Source organism: Streptomyces sp. NPDC033229, assembly GCF_055576875.1.
In genome coordinates this window covers 190,536-217,065 of the sequence record NZ_JBVIQR010000003.1, presented here as the reverse complement: position 1 = coordinate 217,065, position 26,530 = coordinate 190,536, and the positions used below count along the sequence as shown (strand labels likewise).

Sequence of the window (26,530 nt, the reverse complement as noted above, 5' to 3'; positions counted from 1 at the left end):
GCCCGTGTCGGGGGGTTCTCCCGGCACGGGCGTTCGATCTGCGGTGCTGCTCCAATGCGGTGAATGCGGGGGGAGTCCCGGCCCGCCGCGCGCCGGGCGCGGCGGGCCCGCCGGGCTCAGCGGGTACCCACCGCCGCCCGGACGGCCCGCCGGGCCAGCGCGCAGTCGTCATGCAGGCGGCGCAGCAGCAGCCGCTGCTCCTCTCCGGCATCGGCCATGCCGGGCCCCGACGGCGTGGGGTCCTGCAGGGAACGCTGCACGGCGGTCTCGTACGTACGGATCTCGCGGGTCAGTACGAGCATGAGATTCACCAGAAAGGCGTCACGCGAAGCGGGCCCCGCGGCCTGCGCGTGCTGACTGATCTGACGCCGCGCCACCGGGGCATCGCCGAGGACGGTCCACAGCGTGGCCAGGTCGTACCCCGGCAAATACCAGCCGGCCTGGTCCCAGTCGACCAGCACCGGCCCGGCGGGCGAGAGCAGGATGTTCGACAGCAGGGCGTCGCCGTGGCAGAACTGCCCCTGGACGTGCGCCAGTCCGTGCAGCAGCTTCTGGAGATCGCCCAGGTCACGGTCGGTGAGCAGACCGAGCTCGTGGAAGCGGGCGATGCGCTTGCCGTAGTCCAGCGGCATGTCGAACATGCCGGCCGGGGGCCGCCAGAGGTTGACCCGGCAGATCGCGCCGAGCGCCGCCCGGACATCGGCGCGGGGCGGACTGTTCACCGGATGTCGCTGGCCGGCGGCCGGGCGGCCGGGCATCCGCTCGATGACGAGTGTGCAGTTGTCCGGATCGGCTGCGATGAGCCGGGGTACCCGCACGGGCGGGCGATGGCGCACGAATGCGCGATATGTGGCTATTTCGTGCCGGAATCGTTCGGCCCAGGCCGGAGAGTGATCAGTTAAGCACTTGGCCACGGCCGTCGAGCGTCCCGTCGTACCGACCAGGAGGACGGAGCGCCCGCTGTGGCGCAGTACCTGGACGGGGTTGAACTCCGGACAGATGCGGTGCACCGACGCGATGGCCGCGCGCAGTTGCGTTCCCTGCGGGCCGGACAGGTCGATTCTTCCGCTGAGCGGTTGGGCGCCGATCCCCGGGGCCCGCCGGGCCCGGCCCGCCCCGAACGCGGCTCCCGCGGCGTGGGAGGGGTCGAGGTACGGCCCTCCGCCGCTCGCTTGCGGTCGGATCGGCCGGGGCGGCGCGGACACGGAGGTCGATGCTGCATACATGGGCGGAACAGATCCCTTCGTGTGCCGACGAGTTGCCGCGCATCCCGGCCCCCGAGGGCCGGTGCACCCTGGGGAATGCCCTCCGGTCGCCGGGGGCCGGGGTTGCGCGTTCCTACATCACACCCGGCCGCCGGTGGCACACCATCTGGCGCACCCTGGCGAAGCCTGGCGAATACTCGCTTGGCCCATGACGGGCCGATACCTTCAAGTCAGCCGAGGAACCTGGGGGCTTGACGTGACAAGGGAACCCAACACCCGCCTGGCGGATCTGTTCGGCCTCGCCGGATGGACCAAGGGCGAGCTGGCGAGACTCGTGAACCGGCAGGCGGCTGTCATGGGACATCCGCAGCTGGCGACCGATACCTCGCGGGTTCGGCGCTGGATCGACATGGGGGAGTCCCCGCGCGATCCGGTGCCCAAGGTGCTGGCCGCCCTGTTCACCGAGCGTCTCGGTCGTGTCGTGACCATTGAGGATCTCGGGTTCGGCCGGCGTGGGCGCGCGACCAAGGGGCAGTCCGTCGAGGGACTGCCCTGGGCGCCCGAGCGGACAGCCGCGGTCCTCACCGAATTCACGGGAATGGACCTCATGCTCAACCGACGCGGCTTGGTGGGCGCGTGTGCCGCGCTCTCCGCAGGCTCAGCACTCAGCAGCGCCATGCACGACTGGCTGCATACCGACCCCCTCCTCACCTCCGACGCCCCCCGGCTCGACGACCCGCTGCGCAGGGACGGCGCGTACTCCGACGCCGCGGGTTTCGACCGCTACGAGGCGGCGCCCGTGGGTTCCACCGAGATCGACGCCCTGGAGCGCTCGGTCGACGTCTTCCGTGCCTGGGACGCGGCCCGCGGTGGCGGGCTGCAGCGCAAGGCGGTCGTCGGTCAGCTCAATGAGGTGGGCGGCATGCTCGCCTACCGCCACCCCGAGCACCTCCAGCGCAGGCTCTGGGGCGTCGCCGCGAATCTCGCCGTGCTGGCGGGCTGGATGTCCCATGACGTGGGGCTGGAGCCCACCGCGCAGAAGTACTTCGTCATCGCCGCGCACGCGGCCCGCGAGGGCGGCGACCGGCCGCGCGCGGGAGAGGCGCTCTCCCGGGCCGCCCGGCAGATGGTCCACCTCGGCCGCCCGGACGACGCCTTGGACCTGATGAAGCTCGCCAAGTCCGGCTCCGGCAGCGAGACCCTGCCGCGCACCCGGGCCATGCTGTACACGATCGAGGCCTGGGCGCAGGCGTCGATGGGGCGTGGCCAGGCCATGCGACGGACCCTGGGCCAGGCCGAAGAGCTGTTCGCGTCCGACAAGGGCGATGTGCCGCCGCCGAGCTGGATGCAGTCGTTCCACGAGATGGAACTCCACGGGATGCAGGCCCTGGCCTACCGGACGCTCGCGGACCACGAACCGGGGGCCGCGGTCATCGCCCAGCGGCACGCCAAACAGGCGCTGGCCCTGCGGGGGAACGACACCCTGCGTTCGAAGATCTTCGACTACATCTCCATGGCCTCGGCCTGCCTCCTCGGCAACGACCCCGAGCAGGCCGACACCTACGCCCGGCTGGCCCTGGCCTCGATCGGTGACACCTCCTCCCACCGCACCTGGGACCGGTTGCGCGAGATGTACCGGCTCACGGGGAAGTACGCGGGCTTCGCCCGGATCGAGGATCTGCGCCAGGAGATCCAGCGGGCCCTGCCGAAGGGCCCGGGAAAGAGCACGGGCAAAGGCAGGAGCACGGGCGTGTGACCAGCCGAGTGACCAGTCCTGTGATGAGCCGTACCGCAGGGGCCCCGGGGTCGGTGGCGCCGACGTGATCAGCCGTGGCCGGAGTCAGCCGTGGCCGGACGTGGTGACGTGGTCGGATGTGGTCAGCAGCCGACGCGGGCGACGAGCACGCAGGCGTCGTCCTCGCGCGCCTCGCCGCCGAACTCCTCCAGCACCACTCGCACACCCTCCTGCGCGCTTCTCGCCATCGCGAAGCGCGGCGCCAGCTCCAGCAGGCGCTCGGTGCCCGGATCGGTGTCGGGCGTGGTGCGGTAGGGCGAGAGCCCCTCGGTGTGCAGAACGAGCAGGTCACCCGGCTCCAGGCGCTCTTCGGCCTGGGCGTAGGCGGCGTCGGCGACCGCTCCGAGCAGCACGCCCTCCGGGGGCCGAAGTGCCCGGCCCCGCCCGCCCCGGAAGAGCAGCGGGGCGGGGTGGCCGGCCTGTGACCAGAGCAGGGTGCGCTCGCGCGGGTCGTAACGGCAGCACACGGCGCTGCCCAGCGCGGGCTGGGCGGAGGCGTCGAGCAGCCGATTGAGCAGGGCCATCAGGGGACCCGGCTCGGTCCCGGCGACCGCCATGCCGCGCAGCGCGCCGAGCAGCATGGCCATGCCGGAGGTGGCGGTCACACCGTGTCCGGTGAGACCACCGACGCTCAGCAGCGTGCGCCCGTCCGGGAGCTGCATCGCGTCGTACCAGTCGCCGCCGATCAGGGCGCTGCTGGCAGAAGGGAGGTAGTGCGCGGCCAGATCGAGGACGCCCGGCGTCTCGGCGGGGGCTGCGGGCCCGTCGCACGAGAGCCGGAGGGAGCCGCGCCACGGTGGCAGCACGGCTTCCTGCAGCTCGACCGCGAGCCTGCGCTCGGCCTGCGCGATGTGCCGTTCGTGGCGCAATGAGTCACGGGTCTCGTGCACCTCCCGCTCGCTGCGGCGCAGCTCGCTGACGTCCCGCAGCACGGCCCACATGGAGGCCGTGGCGCCGTCGGCGTCGAGCACCGGCTCACCCATCATGTGCACGGTGCGCACGGCGCCGTCCGCGCGCTCCACGCGGAACTCGCCGTCGATCGCCTTGCCGTCCACGAGGCAGTCGGTGACCATCGCGGACAGCAGTCCGCGGTCCTCCTCCAGAAGCCAGGAGGGCAGCTCGTCGAGGGTCGGCGCCCCGTCCTCGGGCCGTCGGCCGAAGAGCTCGAACAACTCGTCGGACCAGGTGACCTCGTCGTTGAGGAGATTCCACTCGGCGCTCCCGGCGCGGCCGGGACCGGGGTCCGGCGTCGCGGGCCGCGCGGGGGCGGGTGCCCCGGCCGCGGGGGGAAGGTCGGCGGGCAGCCCCGCGCGGAGCTGGTCGAGATGCTCGCCGAGGCCGTCCAGATGGTGCGCGGCCAGATCGCACAGGGCACGCTGCCAGCGCAGCTCGGGATCGCCCGCGTGCTCCTCGCCGGCTGTCTCGCGGCGCACGGCGTCGATGTCGCCGCGCAGTCGCCGCGTCTGCGAGATCAGTGCCTCGACCGTGCCGCGCTGCGGCGGTCGGTCGGCGGCGGAACGGTCCGCGGAGAGGGGGGACGGCATCACGTACTCCGATACATGCGCGGCGCGGCCGGCTTTGGCGGATCCGATGGATCCGGTGGATCTGTGGAAGGGCCGGTAACGACTGTTGCACAGGGAGCGAGCGCCCGTCAGTGGTTTTGCAATACCCGATACGGTGGTGCTGTAGGCATATGTCAGAGGCTTTCCGGGGTCCGGCGGGGGGCAATTCGGGCACGGCTCGGTGGAATGCTCCGCTCCGGGTAGGCTGCGGGCGCTCGGAAGACCTTGAGTTCCTCCAGTTCACCAGGCATAGCACAGGTGGACACCGGCAAGAATGCCGGACGACGGAAATCCCGTTGCCAGCCGACTCCCCGCACCGGATGCTGACCCCATGTTCGATCCAGACATAGCGCCCAGCGGCACCCTGCTCGGCCTCCTTCAGCGAGGCCGCGGCGACGGGACCCTGCATGCCCTCGCGGCGCCGCGGGCCGAGGCGCTCGCGGCACTGCACCACTGCGTGCTCCGCGACCCGCGGTGTGACTGGCAGGTGGAGAACCGCTCCCTCTACTACGCGCGGCTCTATCTGGACCTCGACGGCGGACTCGAGGAGATCGAGCAGCACCTCTTCGCCCCGGGCGACCTGCTCGACACCGCCGAGGAGCGCACCGGCCTCGCCCTCGCCGTCCTCGGGCACCTCGCCTCCTACGGCCGCGACGACGCCCTCCTGCTGCTGCGCCGCTACGCCACCACCGGTGGCAACTGGTCCTGGGCCCTCGACGAGCTCGCCCTGCGCGACGACGACGCCGGTCTGGCCGCCCTGGGCGAGATCATCGTCGCCCGGTTCCCCCGCACGCCCGAAGGCGAGTCCGCGCTCGCCGCCGCCGTGCGGGACGCCTTCGAGCCCCGCCCGTGGCGACTGTGGGCCGAGGACCCGCACGCCCCCGCGACCGCCGCCCGGGTGCGCGCGGCGCGGGAACAGGGCTCCTTCGACCGTTGGCAGCGCCAGCTGCGCCCGGCCGGCCCACGGCCGGGCTGGAGCGTCCGTGAGGTCCTCGACTGGGCGCAGCAGGGCCTGGCCCTCCACCCCACCCAGCACCGCCATGTGCCCGCCACCCGCTGTCTCACCGCGGTCGCCGGGCCCGAGGACCGGGTCGAGATCATCGAGGCCGCGGCCGGCGCCCCCGACGCCGCCCGCGCCACCGCGCTGCGCTATCTCGCCGAGCACCACGATCCCCAGGCCCTCGACCTCATCGAGGCCGCCGCCGACGATCCGCGCGAGCTCGTCGCGGAGGCCGCCGTCACCGCCTTCGGGCGCATGCGCAGCACCGCGGCCCTGGAGCGGGCCCGCACCTGGATCCACCGCACCGACGCCCTCGGCGCCGCCGCCGCGGGGATGCTGGCCTGCCGGGGCGCCCAGTACGACGCCGCGCTGGTCCTCGGCGCCCTGCGCCGGACCGTGCGGGCGCAGGGCCCCGACGCACCCGTGCTGTGGGATCTCGTCGACGGCGCCGGGCGTCTCGCGATCACCTGCGCCGCCCCGGTCCTGCGGCACGTCTACCGCGAGACCTCCTCCTCCCACCTGAGGGGCCGGGCGGCCCGGGCGCTCGCCGCGACGGACCCCTCCTTCGCCACCGGGTTCGCCGTCGAGTGCCTGTGGGACTGCGAGGAGACCACCCGCGAGCTCGCCGCGCACCACGCCACCACGGCCGATGCCCGGGTCGTCGAGCAGCTCCGCAGGCTCGCCGCCGATCCGGCGGAGGAGGCCGAGGTGCAGACCGCGGTCCGCAGCCGCTTCGGTCCGGACGCCCCGGCGGTGTGACGGCGCCGGGGTGAGCGCGCCGGTGGCCCGTCGGGACACCGGCGCCCGCCCGATGATCTTGAGGGTGGCCGGGGCTCCTAGGATGTCCGGGGCCGTCTTCCACGGCCCGACGCCCGGGCGTGCCCTTCGCGGGGCCGAGCCGGCGTCGGTCATCTCCTCGTCCCAAGGAGCGACGTGCCCGAACAGCGCGCACCGCGTCCCTGCCCGTCCCCGGTCCGGTCGACAGCCGGCATGTCCGGCCTCCGTGCCGCCCCGATCCTGGCGTCCGGCGGCAGGGCGCTGCTCGTCGGGGCCGCGGTGCTGGCCCTCCAGCTCGGCGCCGGCGTGCTCCCGGCCGTCGCGGCGACCGGCCCCGTCGGCGCGACGGCCGTATCGGACGGCCGGACCGCGACGGTCCGTATCACCGAGGGGCAGGTCAAGGAGATCGGCCGGGGTGGCACGATCGTCTATCCCGGCGTGACCAGCTGTCTGACGGTGACGGTCCGCCTGCGCGACGGCGCCAAGGCGGGCGCCCACGCCAGCCTGTTCCAGGTGCCCGGTGAGTACCGGTCGGACGAGATCCTCGGGGCGCTGCGGCGCCAGGTGGGGGGCCGGGCCGTTCGCGCCGTCGAGGTCAAGGGCGCGGTCGGGGCCTGGCACCCCGGCTACTTCACCAAGGCCGTGGAGAGTTACGGCGACGGCGAGGCCGTTCCGTATCCGACGCGGCCCGATCCCGAGGGACTGGCGGCGGCCGTGGCCGAGGGGCTCGGTACGCCGAGGAGCGCGGTGACGGTGGAGGATCTGCCCGACGGCGATCTGATCGTGCGCTGACGGACCGGCGGTGCGGGGAACCCGCCGGTGTCCCGCGCCGGTGCCCAGCGGCTCCGGGCGCCTGACGTGGAAATTGTGGTGGCGCCGGTGTGCCAAGCTGTGGCTGACGCCGGTATGACTGACCAGGAGGTTTTCATGACAGAGAACAACGCGCCGCAGGACGCGACCGCCGAGGGTGCCGAGGGCACCGAGGACGCGGTCAAGCGCAAGTTCCGGGAGGCCCTGGAGCGCAAGCAGGGCAAGGCCGCGGGTGGCGCCAACGGCCAGAACCGCGACGGCTCGAAGATCCACGGCACCCAGGGCAAGGCGGGCGGCCAGCGCAACTTCCGTCGCAAGAGCGGCTGACCTCGCACCGACGCCGCCCCGACTCCTGGCGGCCGGTCGCCTCGGCCGGTGCCGCACCGAACTTCCGGTGCGGCACCGGCCTTTGCGTGGGCGGACCCCGTTCGCCTCAGCTCGCTCCGGCCCTTCCGGCCGTTCTGGACAGCCATACCAGGGCGAGCCATGGGGTGGCGGCGGCGCCCGCCGCGAGGGCCCAGCCCGTGCCCGTCGCCGGGAATCCGGTCAGCAGCGGCAGGACCAGTCCGGCACCACCGGCCAGGAGGGCCGCCGCCGGCAGGTGGGCGCGGGGTGCGAACCGGCGGGCGGAGCGGACGCCGAACTCGTTGCGGTGCAGCACCATGCCGGTGACGATCCCGGCCGCGAAGGACAGTACCCAGATGGCGGGCAGGGCGATCAGCCGGCCGACGAAGGTGCCGATGTCGTTTTCCGGCGTCTCGCGCACCCCGAGGTCCGGCCTGCTCGGCGCGTACAGCAACTGCACGGTACGCCCCACCTCCGGCATGCCACGGGTGTGCACGTTCTCGACGGTGACCCGTCGCGACCCCGAGTCGAAGGGGAGGACGACCTCGATGGTCGACGCGTACTCGTCGACGTCGTTGATCTCCACGTTCGTGGAGCGCGGCTCGCCGACGATCCGTTCGATGCGGACCTCGTAGGTGCCGCCGTCGGCCTGCCCGACCTTCGCGAGCCACTCGCCGTACGGGCCATCCGGCCCCACCCCCTGACAGAGCGCGGCTCCGCTGGCGAGCGCGATGCCGAAGCCCAGGATCCAGCACACCAGGCGCGAGGACCGGGGCTCGTATTTCTTGCGCGTGACCCGCTTCCGCGCCACCGCCCGTCTTCTGGCCGTGGTCAGCCAGGAGACGCATATCCAGCACAGGGCGCACCCGGCGGCCAGGGCGAGCAGCCACAGTTGCTGCCGCTTGGGCGGCAGCTCCCGGAACGGGATCACACCGGCCACCACGGCCGCGTAGGCGGCGAGCAGCGTCGCCCACCCGGTGAGCCGCGTCCCCATGTTCATGTTCCACATCCCCCGACCACGCCACTTGATGATCTTGACGTGGACAGCGTAATTGGTGCATTCGCGCCACAACGCCGCAGGAGAAAGCGGAGGAATCGGTACCGGTGCGGGGGGTGGCCCTCAGTACCGGGTGAGGAACCTCTGCGGCTGGCAGGCGTCGCAGGGCCGGGCGCCTTCCGACGCGAGCTGGTCGCGGGCCTCCGCGGTGGTCATGGCGTCCTCGCCGCCCTTGGGTACCCAGCAGCCGGCGTGATGCAGCTCCATCAGGAGCCTGCCGGACCGGCGGTGCGTGGTGACGAGCCAGAGGGCGTCCTCGAGCCCGGGCCGGTACGGCCCCTGGTGCTCCGCGCGGGTGGCGAGGGCGCCGTGCGCGGTATCGGTCTCCTCGAAGTCCCCGCCGTCGAGGTGCTGCAGAACGACAGCGCGCACCCAATCGCGCGGGGAGTGGCCGGTCTCTCGCGCAGCGGCCTCGATACGGGCACGTTCATCAGGGGTGAAGAGCTGCTCCATGACGCGCGACAGTAGCAGCGCGAGGGGGTGGTGGGCCCTGTCGCCGATGGTCGGAGAAATGTTCTGACCTGCCGAGTTGACAAGAACGGGGGCGGAATATGCCGCGTGCACCACGCACGCGCACCCGAGGCGAGGTGCCGCCGCCCACGCCGCACCCCCCGGGGGCGGAACCCCTGGGCGTCGAGGGGGTGGCGTTTTCCCCTCGACCCTGGGCATAGGCGCCGTCGCCTGGGAGGGGGACGGCGATGTCCCCGCGCCGACGGCCGGTCGGCCCGGGTGCTACTTCGGCGCGTGCTCGCCGAGGTAGAAGAGCAGCCAGATGAAGCCCGCGAGCAGGTGGCTGACGACGACGTAGATGAGAACCCGGAAGGCCACGGCCTTCTCCTTGTACTTCTCACTGCCTGCGCCGAGGTCACGCGGGGGCGTGGCCTGCTCGGCCCGGTCGTCGGTCACTGCTGTTCTCCGGTCGTCGTGCTGTGCTTCGGGGGCCGGGGCGTCGGCCGCCCGCGGTGGCGTCAGGGGGTGTCCGGCCGCTCGGCCTCGCGCAGCTCTGTCAGGAGCTCCTCCTGGCCGGTCAGGACCTGGGTGAGCAGCCGTCGGGCGGCCGCCAGCAGCTCCGCGACGTCCCCGCCCGCCAGGGCGTAGACGACGGTGGGGCCCTCGCGGGTGGCGGTGACGATGCCGGAGCGGCGCAGCACGGCCAGCTGTTGCGAGAGGCTGGAGGGCTCGATCCCGATGGCGGCGAGGAGGTCGCGCACCGGCATCGGCCCGTCCTGGAGGAGCTCCAGCACCCGGATGCGCACGGGGTGCCCCAGCATCCGGAAGAACTCCGCCTTCGCCTGATAGAGCGGCACCCGCACCCCGATCAACGCTCGTCCCGTCCCTCGTCCGGGTCCGCCGCGGCGCCGGTGTCGACGCCGTGCGCCCGGGCCAGCCGCAGCGCGTCGTCCAGCTCGTCGGCGGCCACGGCCGTCGCGTAGGCGTCACCGTCGGCCTGTGCCGCCGCCAAGGCCGCGCGCGCGTCGCGCACCCGCTCCCGCATCGCTTCGGCGAACGCGCTCACCACAGCCCCCCATGCGGCACGCCCGGTGACCCAGGCACCTGGTGAATTGAAGAATTCTTCAAATTCTAGGACACACCCCGCCGGGTCCGGGCCGCCGGGTGCCGGGGTCATACCCGCCATGCTCCGTTCCTCATCAATTCCCGCCCCTCCAGCTCGTTCTCCTCCCGCCAGGCCAGCAGTCGGCGGGGCCGGAAACGGAGGTAGACCCAGGCGTCCCGTCCCCGGGGGTCCCATGCCAGCTTCGCCGCGAAGGCGTCGGCCGCCGAGGCCGGGAGGTCCGCCCCGGTGACGGTCTCGGCGTCGGCGTCGATGAGGATCACGTCCCGGGTGTGACCGAGGGCGATACGGGCCTCGCCGTTCGCCGCGAGGTTGCGGGCGGTGCGGTTGGTGGTGCGGGTGCACATCACCAGCGTGCCGTCGTGCCAGACGAAGGACAGAGGGGCCAGCAGGGGCCGGCCGTCGCGGTCCGCCGTGGACACCCACGCGTCCTGGTCCTGCTCCAGCCGTTCCAGTACGTCGGACTTCCGCTGTTCGGCACTGCGCGCCGGTGGCGTGTTCGTCATGCCCCGGACGCTATCGACGGGATGCGCCTCGGCGCCTCGGCCGTAAGCCGTACGTCATCTGCGCCGACCGCCGTACTACCGGCGGCCTACCTCGTCATGGGGCGGCATCGGTCCGGTGTGGCCCCGGTGTGGCCCCGGTGTGGCCCCGGTGTGGTCTGTGTGGGTGGCCTGACGGTGTGTTGCATGCAGATTGTCAGATGATCAGAGAGTCAGCTTGTTAGGTTTTCAGGGCTGATGGAGCGATTTATGCGATTTATTACGAGTCATGCAAAGTTCCCGTGTCCTTGTGCGACTGGGGGTATGTGGTGACGGTTTCGGCGAGTGGAGCCCGGTTGGCGGCCACCGATGGGTGCTCGGTGGCGAGTGTGTCCAGTGAAAACACTTCCGGCAGCCGGCCCGCCGAGGGGAGGGCGGCCGGGGGCGGATCCGCCGGAGGCGTCGCGTCCGGCGGGCCGCCCGGCGGCGTTCCCGGACCGGGGGGAGCCGCCGGAGGTTCGGGTCCGGCGGACCCGGGGAACCCGGGTGCCCCCTCCGGCTCCGGCGGTCCGGGCTCCGGGGGAGCGGGGCCGGGCGGCCCGGGCGGGCCCGGGGTGGCGGAGCCGGACGGGGCGAGCGAGCCGGCGGGCTATGACTACGAGGGATTCAGCCGGCTGGCGGGCGACCTGACGGAACCTCCGAAGGGTGTGTACCGGGTGCGGTACCAGCGGCTCCTGGACCGGGAATCCGGCAGTGGATGGGGGATCGGGCTGCTCGTGGGAGCGGCCCCGCTGGTGTCTTTGGGCTTGCTGGTATGGCTGTTGTGGCCGGGGCACTGGGCGCACCGGGAGTACGTCGGCCCCATCGGGCGCGCCGCCGACACGGCGATGCTCATCTCGATCGGGCTGATCGAGGTCTTCCGAGTGGTCAACGTCCTCTCCAACGCCCACGCGACCTGGGTCGCCCGCGACCCGGTGCCGGTGCGGGCCCAGCCGGGCACCCGGGTGGCGTTCCTGACCAGCTTCGTCCCCGGCAAGGAACCCCTGGAGATGGTGAAGGCCACGCTGGAGGGGGCGGTGCGCATCGAGCACGACGGGGTGCTCGACGTCTGGCTGCTGGACGAGGGCGACGACCGCGAGGTCAAGGCGCTGTGCCGGCAGCTCGGCGTACGGCACTTCTCCCGCAAGGGGACGGTGCGGTGGAACCAGCCGTCGGGCTGCTTCCGGGCCCGCACCAAGCACGGCAACTACAACGCCTGGCTCGACGCGCACGGCCACGACTACGAGTTCATGGCCTGCGTGGACACCGACCACGTGCCGTTGCCGAATTTCCTCCAGCGCATGATGGGGTACTTCCGCGACCCGGACGTCGCGTTCGTCGTCGGCCCGCAGGTCTACGGCAACTACACGGCGGCCGTGACAAAGGCGGCCGAGAGCCAGCAGTTCCTCTTCCACGCGCTGATCCAGCGGGCGGGCAACGCCTACGGCTCGCCGATGTTCGTGGGGACGAGCAACTGCGTGCGCGTCAGCGTGCTGCGCCAGATCGGCGGGCTCTACGACTCGATCACCGAGGACATGGCGACGGGGCTGGAGATCCACCGGCGCCGCAACCCTGCCACGGGCCGCCGCTGGCGGTCGGTGTACACCCCGGACGTGCTGGCCGTGGGCGAGGGGCCGTCCTCGTGGACGGACTTCTTCTCGCAGCAACTGCGCTGGTCGCGCGGGACGTTCGAGACGCTGCTGAAACAGTACGGCCGGGCGGTCTGGTGTCTGTCGCCCGGCCGGGCGCTCAACTACACGCTGATGGTGACGTACTACCCGATGGCCGCCCTCAACTGGTTCCTCGGCGCGGTGTCGTGCGTGCTGTTCCTCGGGCTGGGCGCGGCGGGGATCAACGTGGAGTCCCAGGTGTGGCTGATGCTCTACAGCGACGCGGCGGCGCTCCAGGTCGGGCTGTACATGTGGAACCGGCGCCACAACGTGAGCCCGCACGAGCCGGCCGGGTCCTCCGGCGCGGCCGGGATGGTGATGTCGGCCCTCTCCGCCCCGCTGTACGCGCGGGCACTGGGGGAGGCGCTGCTGCGGCGGCGCTCGCGGTTCGTCGTGACCCCCAAGGGCGACTCGGCCAGCCCCGACTGCCTGGCGACCTTCCGCACCCATCTGGTGTGGGTCGGGGTCTTCGGGCTGTCGCTGGCCGCCTCGATGGTGCTGAGCCACGCCCACACGGCGATGCGCATCTGGGCGGGACTGGCCATGCTGACCGCGCTCGGGCCGCTCGGGGTGTGGCAGGCCGGTCTGCTGCGGGACCGCTGGCGGATCCGCCACGGGCTGGATCCGGTGCCGGCGGCGGGGGATCCGGCGGTCGCCGGGGAGACGGAGGCCGGGGCGCCTCGCCCGGTGGAGCAGCGCAGCCCGGTGTGAGCTCCGAGGCCGCCCGCACGGGCGGCGGTCCTCGGTACGGACGTACGGCGCGGCAGTGCCGAGAGGGCGGCGGCGCCGAGAGTGCTGATGCGACGGATGGGATGGTGTGGTGAAGGTCTACCCGAAGACGAAGGCACGCAAGGCGGCGCTGGGCACGGTGGCGGTCGCGGCGCTCGTCGCGGCGAACGCCCCGGCCGCCGCCGGGTTCGCGGAGCGGGCCTGGCACGAATACACCATCAACCAGGAGTCCTACAAGGCCCGTTACGGGCACTGGGACCTGGTGGACGTCCCCGAGAAGTTCAGGATCAACGCGATCCACGCGGCGCTGCTGCACACGGGCAAGGTGCTGCTGATCGCGGGCTCGGGCAACGACGAGAAGAACTTCAAGGCGGGGACCTTCCAGAGCGTGCTGTGGGACCCGCGGAAGGACACGTTCAAGGAGATCGACACCCCCAAGGACATGTTCTGCGCGGGACACGCGCAGCTGCCCGACGGAAAGCTCCTGGTGGCGGGCGGTACCGCGCGCTACGAGAAGCTGACCGGCGATGTGACGCGCGCGGGCGGCGGGATGATGGTCAAGAACGAGGACCCCGACAAACCCCGGACCCTACCCGCGGGCACCGTCTTCGAGGGCTCGACCGGCAAGCGGTACCGCTCGCAGCTGCCGGTGCTGGTGCCGCGCGCGACGAAGACGGTGACCGAGGAGTCCGAGGGGAATCCGAAGAAGGTCGTCGTCAGCGCGTCCCAGGCGCGGGTGTACGTGGAGTCCGACGTCGAGGGGGAGGAGGGCATCGCCAACACCGCCGACCAGTACAGGATCAAGGGGCTGCGGGGCAAGGACGCCCAGATGGTCTACGGGCTGGCGACGAAGCTGGGGCTGGACAAGAAGGACTTCCAAGGCCTCAAGGAGGCCTACGAGTTCGATCCCGTCACCGAGCGGTATGTGACGGTCGACCCGATGGACGAGGCCCGCTGGTACCCCACCCTGGTGACCTTGCAGGACGGCCGGGTGCTGTCCGTCTCGGGCCTGGACGACATGGGCGAGATCATCCCGGGCAAGAACGAGATCTACGACCCCAAGACCCGCACCTGGAGCCCGGCGCCGCAGCAGTACTTCCCCACCTACCCCGCGCTGTTCCTCACCACGGGCGGGAAGCTCTTCTACTCCGGCTCCAACGCCGGCTACGGCCCGGCCGACAAGGGCCGCAAGCCGGGGATGTGGGACCTGGAGGACAACACCTTCACCCCCGTCCCCGGCCTGCGGGACCCGCAGCTCACGGAGACCTCCGCGTCGGTGCTGCTGCCGCCGGCCCAGGACCAGAAGGTGATGATCCTGGGCGGCGGCGGGGTGGGAGAGTCCCATGAGGCCACCAAGCGCACCGCGGTGGCGGACCTGAAGGCCGCGAACCCCGTCTTCGCCTCCGGTCCCGACCTGCCGGTGGGCACCCGCTACCTCAACGCCGTCCTGACCCCCGACGACAAGGTCTTCACCACCGGCGGCTCACGCGACTACCGCGGCAAGCGGGGTTCGGACATCCTGGGTGCCCAGTTCTACGACCCACGGGCGAGGGCGTTCGACGCCATGGCCGCCCCCACCGTGGGCCGCAACTACCATTCCGAGGCCCTGCTCCTGCCCGACGGTCGGATCGCGGTGTTCGGCTCCAATCCGCTCTTCGCCGACGAGGACGACACCAGGCCCGGCAGGTTCGAGCAGCGCATCGAGGTCTACACCCCGCCGTACCTCTACCGTGACAAGCGCCCGGTCCTGCGCACCGGGCCCCTCAAGGCCGAGCGCGGCCAGGCCCTCACCCTCCCCACGCCCGCCCCCGGCAAGGTGGCGGCGGTCCGGCTGATGCGCCCGAGCGCGGTCACCCACGCCACGGACGTCGAGCAGCGCTCCATCGCCCTGCAGGCGACGGCCCGCGCCGACGGCCTGTCCGTGACCATCCCGAAGGACCCGTCCCTGGTGCCGGCCGGCTGGTACATGGTCTTCCTGACCGACCGGGACGGCACCCCGTCCGAGGCGGCGTGGGTGCACGTCGGCTGAGTGGCGCCCGGCCCGGCGCCGGGCGCGCGGAGCAACCGCAGGACGTGAGGCCCCGACGGCTTCGGGGTGCCGGTAAGAACCGTGTCACCAACGCGGCGGTGATCAGCTCATGCTTCGCTGCGGGAGGTCACCTTGGCGGCGGGGTCCGGGGCGCTGTGTCGAGTGAACGCCCACAGCGCGAGCCCCAGGCAGCTGAACGAGGCACCCAGCGCGCATACGGCGCCCCAGCCCGCCACCGTGTAGAGGGAGGTCGCGGCGATGGCGCCGGTGGCGCTGCCGATCGAGTAGAAGACCATGTAACCACCGATCAGCCGGCTGCCCGCGTCCGGGTGCAGCGCGTATATCAGGGTCTGGTTGGTGACATGGACCGCCTGCACGGCGAGGTCGAGAAGGATCACCCCGACGGCCAGAGCCCAGAGCGAGCTGCGGGTGAAGGCCAAGGGCAACCACGAGGCCGCGAGCAGGGCCAGGGCGATGCCGGTGGTCCGCCGGGAGAGTCCGCGGTCGTTCAGGCGGCCCGCCACGGTCGCGGCCACGGCGCCGGCGACACCGATCAGCCCCAGCGCCCCGATCGCGCTGTGGGACCAGAAGTACGGAGCCTCACTGAGCGGCAGCGCGACGCTGCTCCACAGGGTGCTGAAGGCGGCGAAGACCAGCAGACCGAACAGGGCCCGGAGCCGCAGCAGTCGTTCCCGTGCGAACAGGGTGACCGTGGAGCGCAGGAGCTGTCCGTAGCGCAGGGTTGTCGGCGGAGCGTCACTGTGGCGCGGCAGCACTCGGTACAGGACGAGGGCGAGCAGAGCGGTGAGCGATGCCGAGGCGAGGTAGACGGAGCGCCAGCCCGCGAGATCGGCCATGAGGCCGGATGCGGTGCGGGCGAGCAGGATTCCGATGACGACGCCGCTGGTGACCGGACCGACGACCCGTCCGCGACCGGCGGGAGGGGCCAGCGAGGCCGCGAAGGCCACCAGCGTCTGCGTGACGACCGCGAGAAGCCCCGTCGCGGCCATGCCCACGAGCAGGATCGCCGCTGTGCGGGCGGCGGCCACCACGGCCAGCGCCACCACCAGGAGCAGCAATTGGGCCACGATGAGCCGTCTGCGGTCGGCCACGTCGCCCAGCGGCACGAGGAAGAAGAGTCCCAGCCCGTACCCGACCTGCGTGAGCATGACCACGCTGCCGACGAGTGCCGGGCTCATGGCGAGGTCGTGGCCCATGGTCACCAGGAGCGGCTGGGAGAAGTAGACGTTGGCCACCGCGGCCCCGCAGGCGACGGCGAACAGTATGACGACGCCCCGGGAGAGGACGAACGCGGAACCTTCCCCGCTCGGGGCCTCGGTCCGTTGGGCCACAGCCTCACCGTTGCCGGTCATCAGCGCTCCTCCGCACATCTGGTTTCATCTTGCTACCAATGGCGACGGTAACTATTTTGGTAGCATGTTGCAACCGTCGTGGGAATGGAGGACGCCATGGTGACCAGGACGCGCTTCGACGACAGTGAATGTCCCGTCGCCCGGTCGGTGGACGCGATCGGCGACTGGTGGTCCCTGCTGATCGTGCGGGACGCCTTCGACGGAAGCCGACGCTTCGGGGAGTTCCAGCGCAGCCTCGGCGTGGCGAAGAACATCCTCACCGCGCGTCTGCGCACCCTGGTCGCCGGCGGTGTCCTCGAATCCGTCCCCGCCTCGGACGGCAGCGCCTACCGCGAATACGTACTGACCCCGAAGGGCAAGGCGCTCTTCCCTGTCATCGTGGCCCTGCGGCAGTGGGGCGAACAGAATTTCTTCAGCCCTGGCGAACCACACTCACAGTTGGTCGACCGCCGACAGGGACATCCCCTCCGCGCACTGGAAGTGCTGTCCACGGACGGGCGACGGCTGAACCCCGACGACACCACCGTCCACAAAGTCTCCACCCAGTGATCCGAGCCGAAGACCCGGTGCCGACACGCCGCTCTGCCGGTGATCCCGCGGCGGGGTGCCTCCTCGGCGGGCGCCCGATCGCCTACGGTGCGGGGGCCGGGCACCGTTGCACGGTTCCTACCGCCACTCCTACTTCGCCGGCGTGACGGGGGCCGGCGGTGCCTGCGGTGCCTGTGGTGTCGGGAGCGGGGCTGCCGGGGCCGCCGGGGTGACGGCAGGGGCGGCTGGGGGCATCACCGCGGGCGGTGTCACCGGCTGCACCACCGGCTTCACCACCGGCACCGGCTTCGTCACCTGTACGGGCTGCGTCACCTGCACGGGCTGCGGCGCGGCCTGCTTCGCGGGGGCGGTGGGCTTGGCGCGCGCCAGCTTCAGCGCGTAGTCGGCCCACCAGTGACCGGCCGGCGGGGCGCCCCGGCAGGAGCCGTCCGACTCACCGGGCCGTTTGACCCAGACGAAGGCATCGACGCGCGCCGCGCCGGTGTCCGTCGTGGGCGCGGCACCCAGGGCCCGGCCCGGGGGGTTGCACCACGACTCGGCTCCGTTGCCGCCGGTGGCCTTGTCCTGCTCCGGGGGCAGTGGACCGTTGCCGTTGCGGCTGGTGTCGATGATGTAGTGCGCCCCGCCCAGCAGGTCCGAGAGCTTGTCGCCGTACGCGCGGGTCACGGGGGTGGTGTGGAAATTGGAGACGTTCAGCGCGAACCCGTCCGCCTGCGACACCCCCGCCCTCTCCAGCGCACCCGCCAGGAGCCGCTGATCGGAGATCCAGCCGGAGTTGCCGGCATCGAGATACACCGTCGTACGGGGATTGGCCTTGAACTTCCGTACGGCCTCGCCCAGCAGCCCGAGCCGTTCCTTGGCCACGTCCGGGGTCACACAGCCCGACGCCCACTGGGCGATGGCGTCGGGCTCCAGCACCACCCAAGCCCGGCGCTCGGCGATCCCCGCCGCGGCGCTGTCCAGCCAGGCCCGGTACTGGGCCGCGTCCTTCGCGCCGCCGGAGGAGTACTGGCCGCAGTCACGGTGCGGGATGTTGTAGGCCACCAGCAACGGGACCCGGCCCGCTTGTTCGGCCTGCCGGGTGACCTGCTCCACCTGCTCCTTCGGGTCACGGCCGTCACCGGGCATCCACACGGCCGTCGGCTGGTCGGCGATGCGCCGGAGCACCGCCGAGTCCTGTTCCCGGCCGCGTTCCTGCCACACCCGCACCTGCCGTGCCGCCCGGCCCGTGGGCTCCACCCAGAACGGGGAGTCGGGGCCGTCCGTGGCGCCCACCGCGACCGCCCGGCCGTCACAGGACGGCAGCCACACGCCGCACGCGCACGCGAACAGGACGGCGCCGCGCCGGGCTCCGGTGATGAAGCGGGCTGTACGTGCCCTGGGCATGAACTCCACCCTTCCGCTCTTCACATGGTCCTCGTCCGTTCCTCCACGCTTACATGTGTCGAGCCGTCAGGTCGCGCGGAAGTGCGCCGAACGGGCAGCCCCGTGCCCCGGTCGGCGGTTCGGCTCCCCGCTCGCTATCCGCCGAGCACCTCCGCCAGGTCGTAGTGGACCGGCTCCTCCAACTGCGCGTACGTGCACTCCCGCGGCTGCCGGTCGGGACGCCAGCGGCGGAACTGGGCGGTGTGCCGGAAGCGGTCGCCCTGCATGTGGTCGTAGGCGACCTCGAGCACCCGCTCCGGGCGCAGCGGGATCCACGACAGGTCCTTCTTGCCCGTCCACCGGCTCGGGCCGCCGGGCAGCCGGTCGGCGGCCTGCGCCTCCTCGCTGGCCCACCGCTCCCAGGGGTGGCCCTGGGCGGAGGGCATCCGCAGCGGCTCCAGCTCGCCCATCAACTCCTGACGGCGGCGCATGGGGAAGGACGCGCAGACCCCGACGTGCTGCAGCCGGCCCGCGTCGTCGTGCAGGCCGAGGAGCAGCGAACCGACGACCGGCCCGCTCTTGTGCAGCCGCAGACCCGCCACCACGCAGTCGGCGGTGCGCTCGTGCTTCACCTTGACCATGACCCGCTCACCCTGCCGGTAGGGGAGCCCGGGCGGCTTGGCGACGACCCCGTCCAGGCCCGCGCCCTCGAACCGCTCGAACCACGCCCGGGCCACGTCGACGTCCTCGGTGACGGGCGCGACGAACACCGGGTCGGCCGCGTCGCGCAGCGCGTCCTCCAACGCGGCCCGACGGGCGCGCTGCGCCGTCTCCAGCAACGACGCGTCGCCGAGGGCCAGCAGATCGAAGGCCACAAAACTCGCGGGGGTGGTCTCCGCCAGATGGCGCACCCGGGAATCGGCTGGATGGATGCGCTCCAACAGGGTGTCGAAGTCCAGCCGTCCGCCCCGGACGATGACGATCTCCCCGTCCAGGACGCAGCGCGGCGGCAGCTGTTCGCGCAGCCCGCGCACGAGTTCGGGGAAATAGCGGGTCAGCGGTTTGCCCGAGCGGCTGCCGAGCTCGATCTCCGCGCCGTCACGGAAGACGATGGCCCGGAAGCCGTCCCACTTGGCCTCGTAACTCATGCCCGGCGGGATGGCCGCCGCGGACTTCGCCAGCATCGGCCGCACCGGAGGCATCACCGGAAGGTCCATGATCTTGATTGTGCGGGCGCGACGGTTCTCGCGCCCGCCGACGGGCGCCGCCCGCCCGTGCGGCCTAGCGTGACGGTATGGCAGATTCGCTGGAGCTCACCGTCGGCGAGCGGACGGTGCGGGTGTCCCACCCGGAGAAGGTCTACTTCCCCCAGCGGGGGTTCACCAAGGCCGACCTCGTCCGCTACTACCTGAGCGTCGGCGACGGCATCCTGCGCACGCTCAGGGACCGGCCCACCACGCTGGAGCGGTACCCCGACGGCGTGGAGGGGGAGTCGTTCTTCCAGAAGCGGGCACCCAAGAACCTTCCCGAGTGGATCCCCACCGGCCGCATCTCCTTCCCCAGCGGCCGCTACGCCGACGAGATCTGCCCCACCGAGACCGCGGCCGTCCTGTGGGCGGCCAACCTCGGCTGTCTCACCTTCCACCCCTGGCCCGTGCGGCGCGCCGACACCGAGCACCCCGACGAGCTGCGCATCGACCTCGACCCCCAGCCCGGCACGGACTACGCCGACGCGGTCCGGGCCGCGCTCGAACTGCGCGACGTGCTCGACGGGCTGGGTCTGGCCGGCTGGCCCAAGACCTCCGGCGGCCGGGGGCTGCACGTCTTCGTCCCCATCGCGCCGACGTGGACCTTCGTCCAGGTGCGGCGCGCGGCCATCGCCGTCGCCCGGGAGCTGGAGCGGCGGGCGCCGGAGCGGATCACCAGCGCGTGGTGGAAGGAGGAGCGGGGCGCCAAGATCTTCGTGGACTACAACCAGACCGCCCGCGACCGCACCATCGCCAGCGCCTACTCCGTACGGCCGCGCCCGCACGCCCCGGTCTCCGCCCCGCTGCGCTGGGAGGAGGTCCCCAGCGCCGTGCCCGAGGACTTCGACCTGGCCACCATGCCCGCCCGGTTCGCCGAGGCGGGCGATGTGCACGCCGACATGGACGATCACGCCTACGGTCTGGAGGCCGCGCTCGAACTGGCCGACCGCGACGAGCGCGAGCACGGCCTGGGCGATCTGCCCTACCCACCGGAGCACCCGAAGATGAAGGGCGAGCCGAAGCGGGTCCAGCCGAGCCGCGCCAAGAAGTGAGGCCACCCGATCGGCTGATCACCCGGAAGGGCAGGAATCTTTTTCTCCTGGTTTATCGGGACATGCGGTGCGGAAACTGGGCATAGCGTTATCCACCTCGCACTGCAGGGAGTACCCATGTCCCAGACACTCGCGATCCGCGGCGTGATCGCGGCCGCCGCGCTCGCCATCCCGCTGCTGGCCGTCGGACCGGCCCAGTCGGCGCCCGTGCCGGTGGCGCCGAGCGGCACGGTCACAGCCGCCTCGGGCGTCAACGAGCGCGCGTACCCGAGCATCGACTCCAAGGTGACGGGCCGGCCGCTGAAGCACCGCGCGCCGATCGCCCTGCGCTGCAAGGTCCGGGCGCAGAACATCGGCGGCAACGAGTACTGGTACCTGCTGCGGGCCCGGCCCACCTGGGTCGCGGCGAAGTACGTCGGCGCCGCCGGGTCCGTCCCCCTCTGCCGGAGCATCAACCGCAGCGTCCTCGACGACACCCCCGCGACCCGGGCCGCCATGGGCTGACGTCAGTCGCCCATGACCAGGCCGTCCTTAGCCGCCCCCCGGGACAGCACCGCCTCGCGGATCTGCTCCCGGGCGTCGGCGAGGTCCGCGCGGCCCGGCCGCTCCCGCACCGCCCGGCCCAGGGCGACCACCCGGAACGGCGGGCCCTGGTCGGTGAGCTGGGGCAGGAACTCCGCCTTCGTCACCGTCCAGCGCCCACCCGCACGCGGGGGCGGCGCGAACGTGAAGCGCGCGAGGGAGCTCTGGTTGCCCCGCCCGTCCGGGGCGCCCTGCGGATTGAACATCTCGCCCGCGAGCTGGTCGCCCATCCCGTAGACCACCCAGGTGCCGCCCACCTTCTCGTACGCCTGCGGCACGTGGTTGTGCGTGCCGAGGATGACGTCGATGTCCGGGCGTCCGTGGCTCCTGGCGGCGGTGAGCCGCTTGGCCACGGTCAGTTGCTGCTCGTCCGGGTCCCGCTGCCACTCCGTGCCCCAGTGCAGCGAGACCGCGACGACGTCGGCCCCGGCCTTCCGGGCGGTCCGGGCGTCCGCGACGATGCGGTCCTCGTCGATGAGATTGACAGCCCACGGACTGCCCTCGGGCACGGGTATGCCGTTCGTGCCGTAGGTGTAGGACAGGTGGGCCACCTTCGCCGGACCCGCCCGCAGCAGATTCACCCGGGTCCGCTCCGCCGCCGACCGCGCGGAACCGGTGTGCCGCAGGCCCACCGCGTCCATCGCGTCCAGCGTCCGGCGCACGCCCGCGCTCCCGGCGTCCAGGGTGTGGTTGGAGGCGGTCGAGCAGGAGTCGTAGCCCGTCTCCTTCAGCGCCCGCGCGACCTGCGGCGGTGAGACGAACGCCGGCCAGCCGCTGAACGGACCCGACCGCTCCCCGTACACCGTCTCCATATGACAGATCGCCAGGTCGGCGCCGGAGACGATGTCCTTCACCCCGGCGAACATCGGCCGGAAGTCGTACCCCGTGCCCGACCGGTCCCCGTCCCGCTTCGACTGCCGGATGATCGAATCGTGCGGCAGTACGTCTCCTGAGGCCAGCAGGGTGAATCCGCGCTGTTCCCGCGCCGCCTGAGTGGCCCCCGCGCCCCGCGCCGCCCGGCTGTCGGCGTCCCCGCCCGGCGCGCACCCCGGCGCCACGGCGAGCACTATCCCGAGCGCCGCCACAGCGGTCCTGCCTCCGTATGTCCCCATCGCTCCGACTCCCGGTTCGCCGACAGTGAGCTGCACGCCTATATGACTTATTGGGGCATCTCTGGGCGACTTGGGCGAGTCGGGGACGGGTGGTGACGGAAGCGCAGCGAACAGGAAGGCGCCGACCACGGGCGCACGGGCGCCCACCGGGGCGCGAGGATCACGTCACGCCGAACGGCCGCGCCGGTCACGCTTCCGGCCGGCCCTCTCGGGTGCCATGATGGCCGGCGGGGGAGGGGGAACCGGTGAACTGTACACACTGCGGCGCGCCCGTGATCCAGGGGTCCGACGGCGGCTGGTCGTGCAACAACTGCGGCGCGGCCGGGAAATAATGGACGGCACCGACATCCCCCAGACGAATGCTGCTGCGATGCTGTGCAAAGACTGCCTGAACCCGGTGATCGAAGGCCCTGAAGGGGGCTATGTCTGCGGCCAGTGCTTCCACGTCGTGGAACCCAACGGCTACGCGGAGCGCCGCGCCGAAGGCGTGAAGAAGGCCGCCGAGGAGCGCCGGATCCGCACCGAGGAGCGCCGGGGCCGCCCCGGCGCCCGGAAGTGGTCCTGAACGGGCCCGTCGGCCCGGTGGCCGTCCGGCCGCCCGGCCACCCCCGACGCGGGCCGCGCCGACGCGCCCGCGCGGCCCGGCTCACCCGGCACCCGCCACCGGACCCCGCCGACGGGGACATACCGGACGTCACCGGGGCAGGGCCCGGCCCCGTCCCGCCCGTCGGTGACGGTGTCCGCGGTCACCACCCGCGGCGACCGAGCATCCCACCCCCGCACCAAGCCACAGGGGCGGCCCATGTCACAGGGGCTGCCCGCACCCGCCGCCACGGCGCGGGACCCGCATCAGCCGGAAGGAAGCGCGCAGTGAACCACCCCGCTCATGGTTGTGTTCTGTTGCTGGACGGCACCCCGGACAGACGGCGGGGAGCGTTGCCCAACCCCACCGCGCACGCCATCGCCGGAGCCAACCCCCGCGGATTCCTCGCCGCCGCGTCCGCCGACGTGGTGCAGCTTCCCGCCATGGCGGGCCCCCAGAGCGTCCTGGCCTACCTCCAACACGCCGTCACCGGCACCGGGCCGTTACTCATCTGGGTCACCGGCCACCTCATGATCCCGGCCCGCCGCAGCACCGAACTGCACCTGGCCCTGCGGGAGAGCACCCCTGCCACCGTCCGCTACACCGGACTGCCCTGGGAATGGCTCACCCGCACCCTGCGCGACCACCCCGGCCCCACGCTGCTCGTGATCGACGCGGAAGCCGACGCCCACGCCCGGCCCCACGTGGCCGCCGCGGCCCGCGAAGGGCACCTCGCGGCGGGCGTCCCGGCCTGTGGCGTCATCACCCCCGCCGCGCCCAAGGCGCCCCTGGAGGCCGGGCCGTACACCCGGTCCTTCCTCGCGGCCCTGCGCACCGGCCATCCCACCGCCGGACCCACGCTCGACCCCGCCCACGTCCATCACCAGGCCCTCGCCCAGGCCGCCCTCCCCGAGGGCGTCGTGGCCTTCCAGCACGGCGCGTTCGGTCCCGTCCTCACCAACCCCTGTACCGCCCCCGTGGTCCGGCGCCCGGCGCCCGTCCCGGCGGTGCCCGGATTCGGGACCCCCGCACCCGTCGACACCGCGCCCCCGGCGGCCCCTTCGCCCGCGGTTCCCGAGCCCACCGGCCGACCGGACGACGACCCCCTGCCGCGGATCCTCGCCGCAGCCCACGCCGGCCGGCACAACGAGGCCGCGAACATGGCCGCCGCCTGGGAACAGCAGACGCTGCGCCGACACGGCACGGACAGCGCCGAGGCCCGGCTGTGGATCGAGGTGCGCGCCGACCTCGCCCGGCTGGCGGGCGACCACCCGCGCGCCGCCGAGCTGTGGATGTCGGCCGCCGCGAACCGGCTCGCCCGGGGCGGCCCGGCGGACACCGAGGCCCTCGCCGCGCTGAAGCGGGCCCACTACTGCTGGCAGCACAGCGGGGAGCGCGCCCGCCGGCTGGCACCCGCCCTCCTCGCCCTGTGGGAGCAGGTGCCCGACAGCCTCGACGCCACCGCGGACGTCCGCGCCCGTCTGACGGAGGAGGTGTCCCGCCCGGCTGCCCGTTAGCGGCGGGGCGGCTGCCCGTCAGCTGCGGTAGGAGGTCCACCAGCGGGCCTTGTACATTCCGCCGCGCAGCAGTGTGCGGGTCCCGTCGGGCTGGTACAGGGTCAGGGTGGAGGTGCACCAGACGCAGGGGTTGCCCGCTTCGGGCCGGGCGACCAGCACCTGCCCGGTGGCCGGGTCGTCGCCGACGCTCTTGACCGACCGCCCGCTGATCCTGGACTGGAGCGGGTAGGAGACGAACTGCCGCTCCGAGGTCGCGTACTGGTACACCGCCGAGGACGTGGCCACCCACAGCCGGCCGGGCGAGGCGAACACCGGGGCCAGGTCGTGACCGCCCCGGGTGGGCAGCGCCCGGCGGTGGGCGACCGTGAGCGCGGGGGAGCCCGGCGTACCGCCCACGGCCAGCGCGACGAGTTCACGGTCGCCCACCGCCCACAGCAGTTCATTGCGCGGATCCCAGTGCACACCGTGCGCCCCGGCGAGGGCCACCTGGGTGTACTCGGTGGCCCGCGTGCTCCGGGACGCGGCGTACACCCGCACGTACTGGCCCTTGCTGGCCGCGACCGCCACGTTCCCGTCCGGCAGCAGCTCGATGCTGTGCGCGTTGCCCGAGCCGGTGTCGGCCGCCCAGTACGCCGTGCCCTCCGGGTACCTCACCACGGCGGCCAGGCCGCCGGACGCCGTGGTCAGCAGATACCGCCGGCCGTCCATCTCCCGGAGCTTGGCCTCGCTCGGATTCGTCCACGAGCCCGCGGGCCGCAGATCGGCGAGGTCCGCGCGGCCGTCGGCGCGCCACGACCACAGCACGCCCCCGTCGGGCCCCTGGGCGTTCCACCGCGTACGCTCCGCGTCCAGCACATACACCGACCGGGAGGCCTGGTCGGCCGCCACGATCGGCGTGACCGCCGCGAGAGCGGAACGCCCGCCCACCGTGTGGTGGGCCCTCGCCACTCCGGACGTCCCCAGTACGGTCAGCGCCGCGAGGACGGCGACCCACACACGTCTCACGCGGCCGCCCGTGCCGTCGCCGTGATCCCGTTCTCCACGCAGAACTCCCATCCCGTGACGCGGCATCCGCGCCGACAGGATCGGGCAGCGCACCCCGTTCCCCCGCCGCGCCACGCCCACAGGTCCCGCGAACGGGGTGCGCCGAGCCGGCCGAGGGGGCACGAGCGGCTCGGCGCGGGCGGATCAGCCGCGCCAGGCTCCCGCGGCGGCGGCGTCCGACACGAACTCCGTGAAGTCGCGCGGATCACGGCCCAGCGCGCGCCGCACGCCGTCGGAGATCTTGGCCTCCAGGCCCCGGCGGATCGGGTTCAGGGCCGCGGCCCACAGCCCCGCGTCCTCCGCCGAAAGCCCCTCCTGCCTCAGCTCGGCCGTGAACCGGTCGACCGTCACCGGCACATAGCGGATCCGGCGGCCCGTGGCCTCGGCGATCTCCGCGACGGCCGTCCCCAGGGTCACCGCCCAGGGGCCGGACATCTCGTAGACCTGCCCGGTGTGCCCGTCCTCGGTCAGCGCCGCCACCGCGACCGCCGCGACGTCCTCGAGGTCGACGAACGACGCCGCGCCGTCCGCCACCGGCAGCCTCAGCTCGCCCGCGAGCAGCGGGTCCAGGAACAGGCCCTCGCTGAAGTTCTGGGCGAACCAACCCGGGCGCAGGATCGTCCACTCCAGCCCCGAGTCCCGCACCGTGCGCTCGCCCTGGAGGTGGCTCGCCACGCCGGCTTCCTCTTCGTCCGCGGCCCCGTCCGCTTCCTCCCCTTCCTCGGAGTACCCGGGCACGTCCACCCCGCGGGCCGACAGCAGGACGATGCGCCGGACTCCGCTTCTCGCGGCGAGCTCGGTGAAGGACCGGGGCACCGGAACCCCCTCCAGCGGCACCGCGTACACCGCGCCGGCGCCCTCCAGCGCCGGCGCCCATGTGCTCTCGTCCAGCCAGTCGAATCGCTGCTCACTGCTGCGGGACGCCACCCGCACGGCCACGCCGCGCTCCTTGAGCCCTGCCACTACGCGGCGGCCGGTCTTGCCCGTGCCGCCGATCACCAATACCGGTTCGTTCGTCATGCCCCGAGCCTCT

The 26,530-nt window shown here is 72.7% G+C and carries 24 protein-coding genes and 1 pseudogene; 11 read left to right on the top strand and 14 right to left on the bottom strand.

The window, feature by feature from the left end; translation table 11 throughout:
- Positions 1-116: 116 nt before the first annotated feature.
- Entirely contained in the window at positions 117-1,226 is a 1,110-nt protein-coding gene (locus tag ACZ53N_RS04460) for an aminoglycoside phosphotransferase family protein (RefSeq protein WP_469139478.1), read from the bottom strand.
- 235 nt (positions 1,227-1,461) lie between these two features.
- Between ACZ53N_RS04460 and ACZ53N_RS04455 the strand changes: the two genes are divergently transcribed.
- Complete coding sequence (locus ACZ53N_RS04455) at positions 1,462-2,961, top strand: DNA-binding protein NsdB (RefSeq protein WP_469139477.1); 1,500 nt, start codon at positions 1,462-1,464, stop codon at positions 2,959-2,961.
- Between the two features lie 122 nt (positions 2,962-3,083).
- On the opposite strand, the gene ACZ53N_RS04450 is transcribed toward ACZ53N_RS04455, so the two are convergent.
- The gene (locus ACZ53N_RS04450; RefSeq protein ID WP_469139476.1) at positions 3,084-4,544 is read right to left on the bottom strand and encodes a PP2C family protein-serine/threonine phosphatase; all 1,461 of its coding nucleotides are present in this window, start codon (positions 4,542-4,544) and stop codon (positions 3,084-3,086) included.
- A 349-nt stretch (positions 4,545-4,893) separates the two neighbouring features.
- On the opposite strand from ACZ53N_RS04450, the gene ACZ53N_RS04445 reads away from it, so the two are divergent.
- The 3 genes from ACZ53N_RS04445 to ACZ53N_RS04435 all read left to right on the top strand — a co-directional run bounded on the left by ACZ53N_RS04445 (position 4,894) and on the right by ACZ53N_RS04435 (position 7,476).
- The gene (locus tag ACZ53N_RS04445) at positions 4,894-6,321 is read left to right on the top strand and encodes a HEAT repeat domain-containing protein (protein ID WP_469139475.1); all 1,428 of its coding nucleotides are present in this window, start codon (positions 4,894-4,896) and stop codon (positions 6,319-6,321) included.
- Positions 6,322-6,552: 231 nt separating this feature from the next.
- Entirely contained in the window at positions 6,553-7,131 is a 579-nt protein-coding gene (locus ACZ53N_RS04440) for a hypothetical protein (RefSeq protein WP_469139474.1), read from the top strand.
- Positions 7,132-7,266: 135 nt separating this feature from the next.
- A complete protein-coding gene (locus ACZ53N_RS04435) occupies positions 7,267-7,476 on the top strand; it encodes a DUF5302 domain-containing protein (RefSeq protein ID WP_469139473.1) in 210 nt (69 codons plus the stop codon).
- A gap of 106 nt (positions 7,477-7,582) precedes the next feature.
- Here ACZ53N_RS04435 and ACZ53N_RS04430 read toward each other — a convergent pair whose 3' ends face one another.
- The 6 genes from ACZ53N_RS04430 to ACZ53N_RS04405 form a co-directional block, all read right to left on the bottom strand.
- Positions 7,583-8,494, bottom strand: a complete 912-nt coding sequence (locus ACZ53N_RS04430; RefSeq protein WP_469139472.1) for a hypothetical protein — start codon at positions 8,492-8,494, stop codon at positions 7,583-7,585.
- 120 nt (positions 8,495-8,614) lie between these two features.
- Positions 8,615-9,004: a DUF6233 domain-containing protein gene (locus ACZ53N_RS04425; protein WP_469139471.1), complete on the bottom strand. Its 390-nt coding sequence runs from the start codon at positions 9,002-9,004 to the stop codon at positions 8,615-8,617.
- A 279-nt stretch (positions 9,005-9,283) separates the two neighbouring features.
- On the bottom strand, positions 9,284-9,457 hold the full coding sequence (locus ACZ53N_RS04420; RefSeq protein ID WP_469139470.1) for a DUF6126 family protein: 174 nt from the start codon (positions 9,455-9,457) through the stop codon (positions 9,284-9,286).
- A 62-nt stretch (positions 9,458-9,519) separates the two neighbouring features.
- Positions 9,520-9,864, bottom strand: coding sequence for an ArsR/SmtB family transcription factor (locus tag ACZ53N_RS04415; RefSeq protein WP_469139553.1), 345 nt, complete (start codon positions 9,862-9,864; stop codon positions 9,520-9,522).
- A gap of 5 nt (positions 9,865-9,869) precedes the next feature.
- The gene (locus ACZ53N_RS04410) at positions 9,870-10,067 is read right to left on the bottom strand and encodes a hypothetical protein (protein ID WP_469139469.1); all 198 of its coding nucleotides are present in this window, start codon (positions 10,065-10,067) and stop codon (positions 9,870-9,872) included.
- A 107-nt stretch (positions 10,068-10,174) separates the two neighbouring features.
- On the bottom strand, positions 10,175-10,630 hold the full coding sequence (locus tag ACZ53N_RS04405; protein ID WP_469139468.1) for a pyridoxamine 5'-phosphate oxidase family protein: 456 nt from the start codon (positions 10,628-10,630) through the stop codon (positions 10,175-10,177).
- A 590-nt stretch (positions 10,631-11,220) separates the two neighbouring features.
- Here ACZ53N_RS04405 and ACZ53N_RS04400 point away from each other — a divergent pair.
- Both ACZ53N_RS04400 and glxA read left to right on the top strand, forming a co-directional pair.
- Positions 11,221-13,026: a glycosyltransferase family 2 protein gene (locus ACZ53N_RS04400; RefSeq protein WP_469139467.1), complete on the top strand. Its 1,806-nt coding sequence runs from the start codon at positions 11,221-11,223 to the stop codon at positions 13,024-13,026.
- 109 nt (positions 13,027-13,135) lie between these two features.
- On the top strand, positions 13,136-15,073 hold the full coding sequence (gene glxA, locus ACZ53N_RS04395; RefSeq protein WP_469139552.1) for a radical copper oxidase GlxA: 1,938 nt from the start codon (positions 13,136-13,138) through the stop codon (positions 15,071-15,073).
- 107 nt (positions 15,074-15,180) lie between these two features.
- Here glxA and ACZ53N_RS04390 read toward each other — a convergent pair whose 3' ends face one another.
- On the bottom strand, positions 15,181-16,446 hold the full coding sequence (locus tag ACZ53N_RS04390; RefSeq protein WP_469139466.1) for an MFS transporter: 1,266 nt from the start codon (positions 16,444-16,446) through the stop codon (positions 15,181-15,183).
- A gap of 96 nt (positions 16,447-16,542) precedes the next feature.
- Between ACZ53N_RS04390 and ACZ53N_RS04385 the strand changes: the two genes are divergently transcribed.
- Positions 16,543-16,995: a winged helix-turn-helix transcriptional regulator gene (locus ACZ53N_RS04385; RefSeq protein WP_469139465.1), complete on the top strand. Its 453-nt coding sequence runs from the start codon at positions 16,543-16,545 to the stop codon at positions 16,993-16,995.
- A 360-nt stretch (positions 16,996-17,355) separates the two neighbouring features.
- Here ACZ53N_RS04385 and ACZ53N_RS04380 read toward each other — a convergent pair.
- Positions 17,356-18,381 (bottom strand): annotated as a pseudogene (locus ACZ53N_RS04380) (glycoside hydrolase family 6 protein); the annotation flags it as partial.
- A gap of 134 nt (positions 18,382-18,515) precedes the next feature.
- Entirely contained in the window at positions 18,516-19,577 is a 1,062-nt protein-coding gene (locus ACZ53N_RS04375) for an ATP-dependent DNA ligase (RefSeq protein ID WP_469139464.1), read from the bottom strand.
- 77 nt (positions 19,578-19,654) lie between these two features.
- On the opposite strand from ACZ53N_RS04375, the gene ligD reads away from it, so the two are divergent.
- Entirely contained in the window at positions 19,655-20,659 is a 1,005-nt protein-coding gene (gene ligD / locus ACZ53N_RS04370) for a non-homologous end-joining DNA ligase (protein ID WP_469139463.1), read from the top strand.
- Positions 20,660-20,776: 117 nt separating this feature from the next.
- On the top strand, positions 20,777-21,163 hold the full coding sequence (locus ACZ53N_RS04365) for an SH3 domain-containing protein (protein WP_469139462.1): 387 nt from the start codon (positions 20,777-20,779) through the stop codon (positions 21,161-21,163).
- A gap of 2 nt (positions 21,164-21,165) precedes the next feature.
- Here ACZ53N_RS04365 and ACZ53N_RS04360 read toward each other — a convergent pair whose 3' ends face one another.
- Positions 21,166-22,353, bottom strand: coding sequence for a CapA family protein (locus ACZ53N_RS04360; RefSeq protein WP_469139461.1), 1,188 nt, complete (start codon positions 22,351-22,353; stop codon positions 21,166-21,168).
- Positions 22,354-22,723: 370 nt separating this feature from the next.
- On the opposite strand from ACZ53N_RS04360, the gene ACZ53N_RS04355 reads away from it, so the two are divergent.
- Entirely contained in the window at positions 22,724-22,918 is a 195-nt protein-coding gene (locus ACZ53N_RS04355; RefSeq protein WP_130880946.1) for a hypothetical protein, read from the top strand.
- Between the two features lie 305 nt (positions 22,919-23,223).
- Entirely contained in the window at positions 23,224-24,453 is a 1,230-nt protein-coding gene (locus ACZ53N_RS04350) for a hypothetical protein (RefSeq protein WP_469139460.1), read from the top strand.
- Positions 24,454-24,471: 18 nt separating this feature from the next.
- Here the strand turns inward: ACZ53N_RS04350 and ACZ53N_RS04345 are convergent, their stop codons facing one another.
- The gene (locus ACZ53N_RS04345) at positions 24,472-25,458 is read right to left on the bottom strand and encodes a DUF6528 family protein (protein WP_469139459.1); all 987 of its coding nucleotides are present in this window, start codon (positions 25,456-25,458) and stop codon (positions 24,472-24,474) included.
- Positions 25,459-25,641: 183 nt separating this feature from the next.
- Positions 25,642-26,517 carry an NAD(P)H-binding protein gene (locus ACZ53N_RS04340; RefSeq protein WP_469139458.1) on the bottom strand — a complete coding sequence of 292 codons (876 nt, stop codon included), beginning with the start codon at positions 26,515-26,517 and terminating at the stop codon, positions 25,642-25,644.
- Positions 26,518-26,530: the final 13 nt, after the last annotated feature.

What these genes read in the sequence shown, in the direction of transcription:
- ACZ53N_RS04385 (WP_469139465.1), top strand. Translation starts at nt 16,543, where the DNA reads ATGGTGACCAGGACGCGCTTCGACGACAGTGAATGTCCCGTCGCCCGG.
- ACZ53N_RS04390 (WP_469139466.1), bottom strand. Translation starts at nt 16,446, where the DNA reads ATGACCGGCAACGGTGAGGCTGTGGCCCAACGGACCGAGGCCCCGAGC.
- ACZ53N_RS04355 (WP_130880946.1), top strand. Translation starts at nt 22,724, where the DNA reads ATGCTGTGCAAAGACTGCCTGAACCCGGTGATCGAAGGCCCTGAAGGG.
- ACZ53N_RS04445 (WP_469139475.1), top strand. Translation starts at nt 4,894, where the DNA reads ATGTTCGATCCAGACATAGCGCCCAGCGGCACCCTGCTCGGCCTCCTT.
- ACZ53N_RS04425 (WP_469139471.1), bottom strand. Translation starts at nt 9,004, where the DNA reads ATGGAGCAGCTCTTCACCCCTGATGAACGTGCCCGTATCGAGGCCGCT.
- ACZ53N_RS04430 (WP_469139472.1), bottom strand. Translation starts at nt 8,494, where the DNA reads ATGAACATGGGGACGCGGCTCACCGGGTGGGCGACGCTGCTCGCCGCC.
- ACZ53N_RS04435 (WP_469139473.1), top strand. Translation starts at nt 7,267, where the DNA reads ATGACAGAGAACAACGCGCCGCAGGACGCGACCGCCGAGGGTGCCGAG.
- ACZ53N_RS04450 (WP_469139476.1), bottom strand. Translation starts at nt 4,544, where the DNA reads ATGCCGTCCCCCCTCTCCGCGGACCGTTCCGCCGCCGACCGACCGCCG.
- ligD (WP_469139463.1), top strand. Translation starts at nt 19,655, where the DNA reads ATGGCAGATTCGCTGGAGCTCACCGTCGGCGAGCGGACGGTGCGGGTG.
- ACZ53N_RS04405 (WP_469139468.1), bottom strand. Translation starts at nt 10,630, where the DNA reads ATGACGAACACGCCACCGGCGCGCAGTGCCGAACAGCGGAAGTCCGAC.
- ACZ53N_RS04360 (WP_469139461.1), bottom strand. Translation starts at nt 22,353, where the DNA reads ATGGGGACATACGGAGGCAGGACCGCTGTGGCGGCGCTCGGGATAGTG.
- ACZ53N_RS04375 (WP_469139464.1), bottom strand. Translation starts at nt 19,577, where the DNA reads ATGGACCTTCCGGTGATGCCTCCGGTGCGGCCGATGCTGGCGAAGTCC.
- ACZ53N_RS04340 (WP_469139458.1), bottom strand. Translation starts at nt 26,517, where the DNA reads ATGACGAACGAACCGGTATTGGTGATCGGCGGCACGGGCAAGACCGGC.
- ACZ53N_RS04365 (WP_469139462.1), top strand. Translation starts at nt 20,777, where the DNA reads ATGTCCCAGACACTCGCGATCCGCGGCGTGATCGCGGCCGCCGCGCTC.
- ACZ53N_RS04460 (WP_469139478.1), bottom strand. Translation starts at nt 1,226, where the DNA reads ATGTATGCAGCATCGACCTCCGTGTCCGCGCCGCCCCGGCCGATCCGA.
- ACZ53N_RS04440 (WP_469139474.1), top strand. Translation starts at nt 6,553, where the DNA reads ATGTCCGGCCTCCGTGCCGCCCCGATCCTGGCGTCCGGCGGCAGGGCG.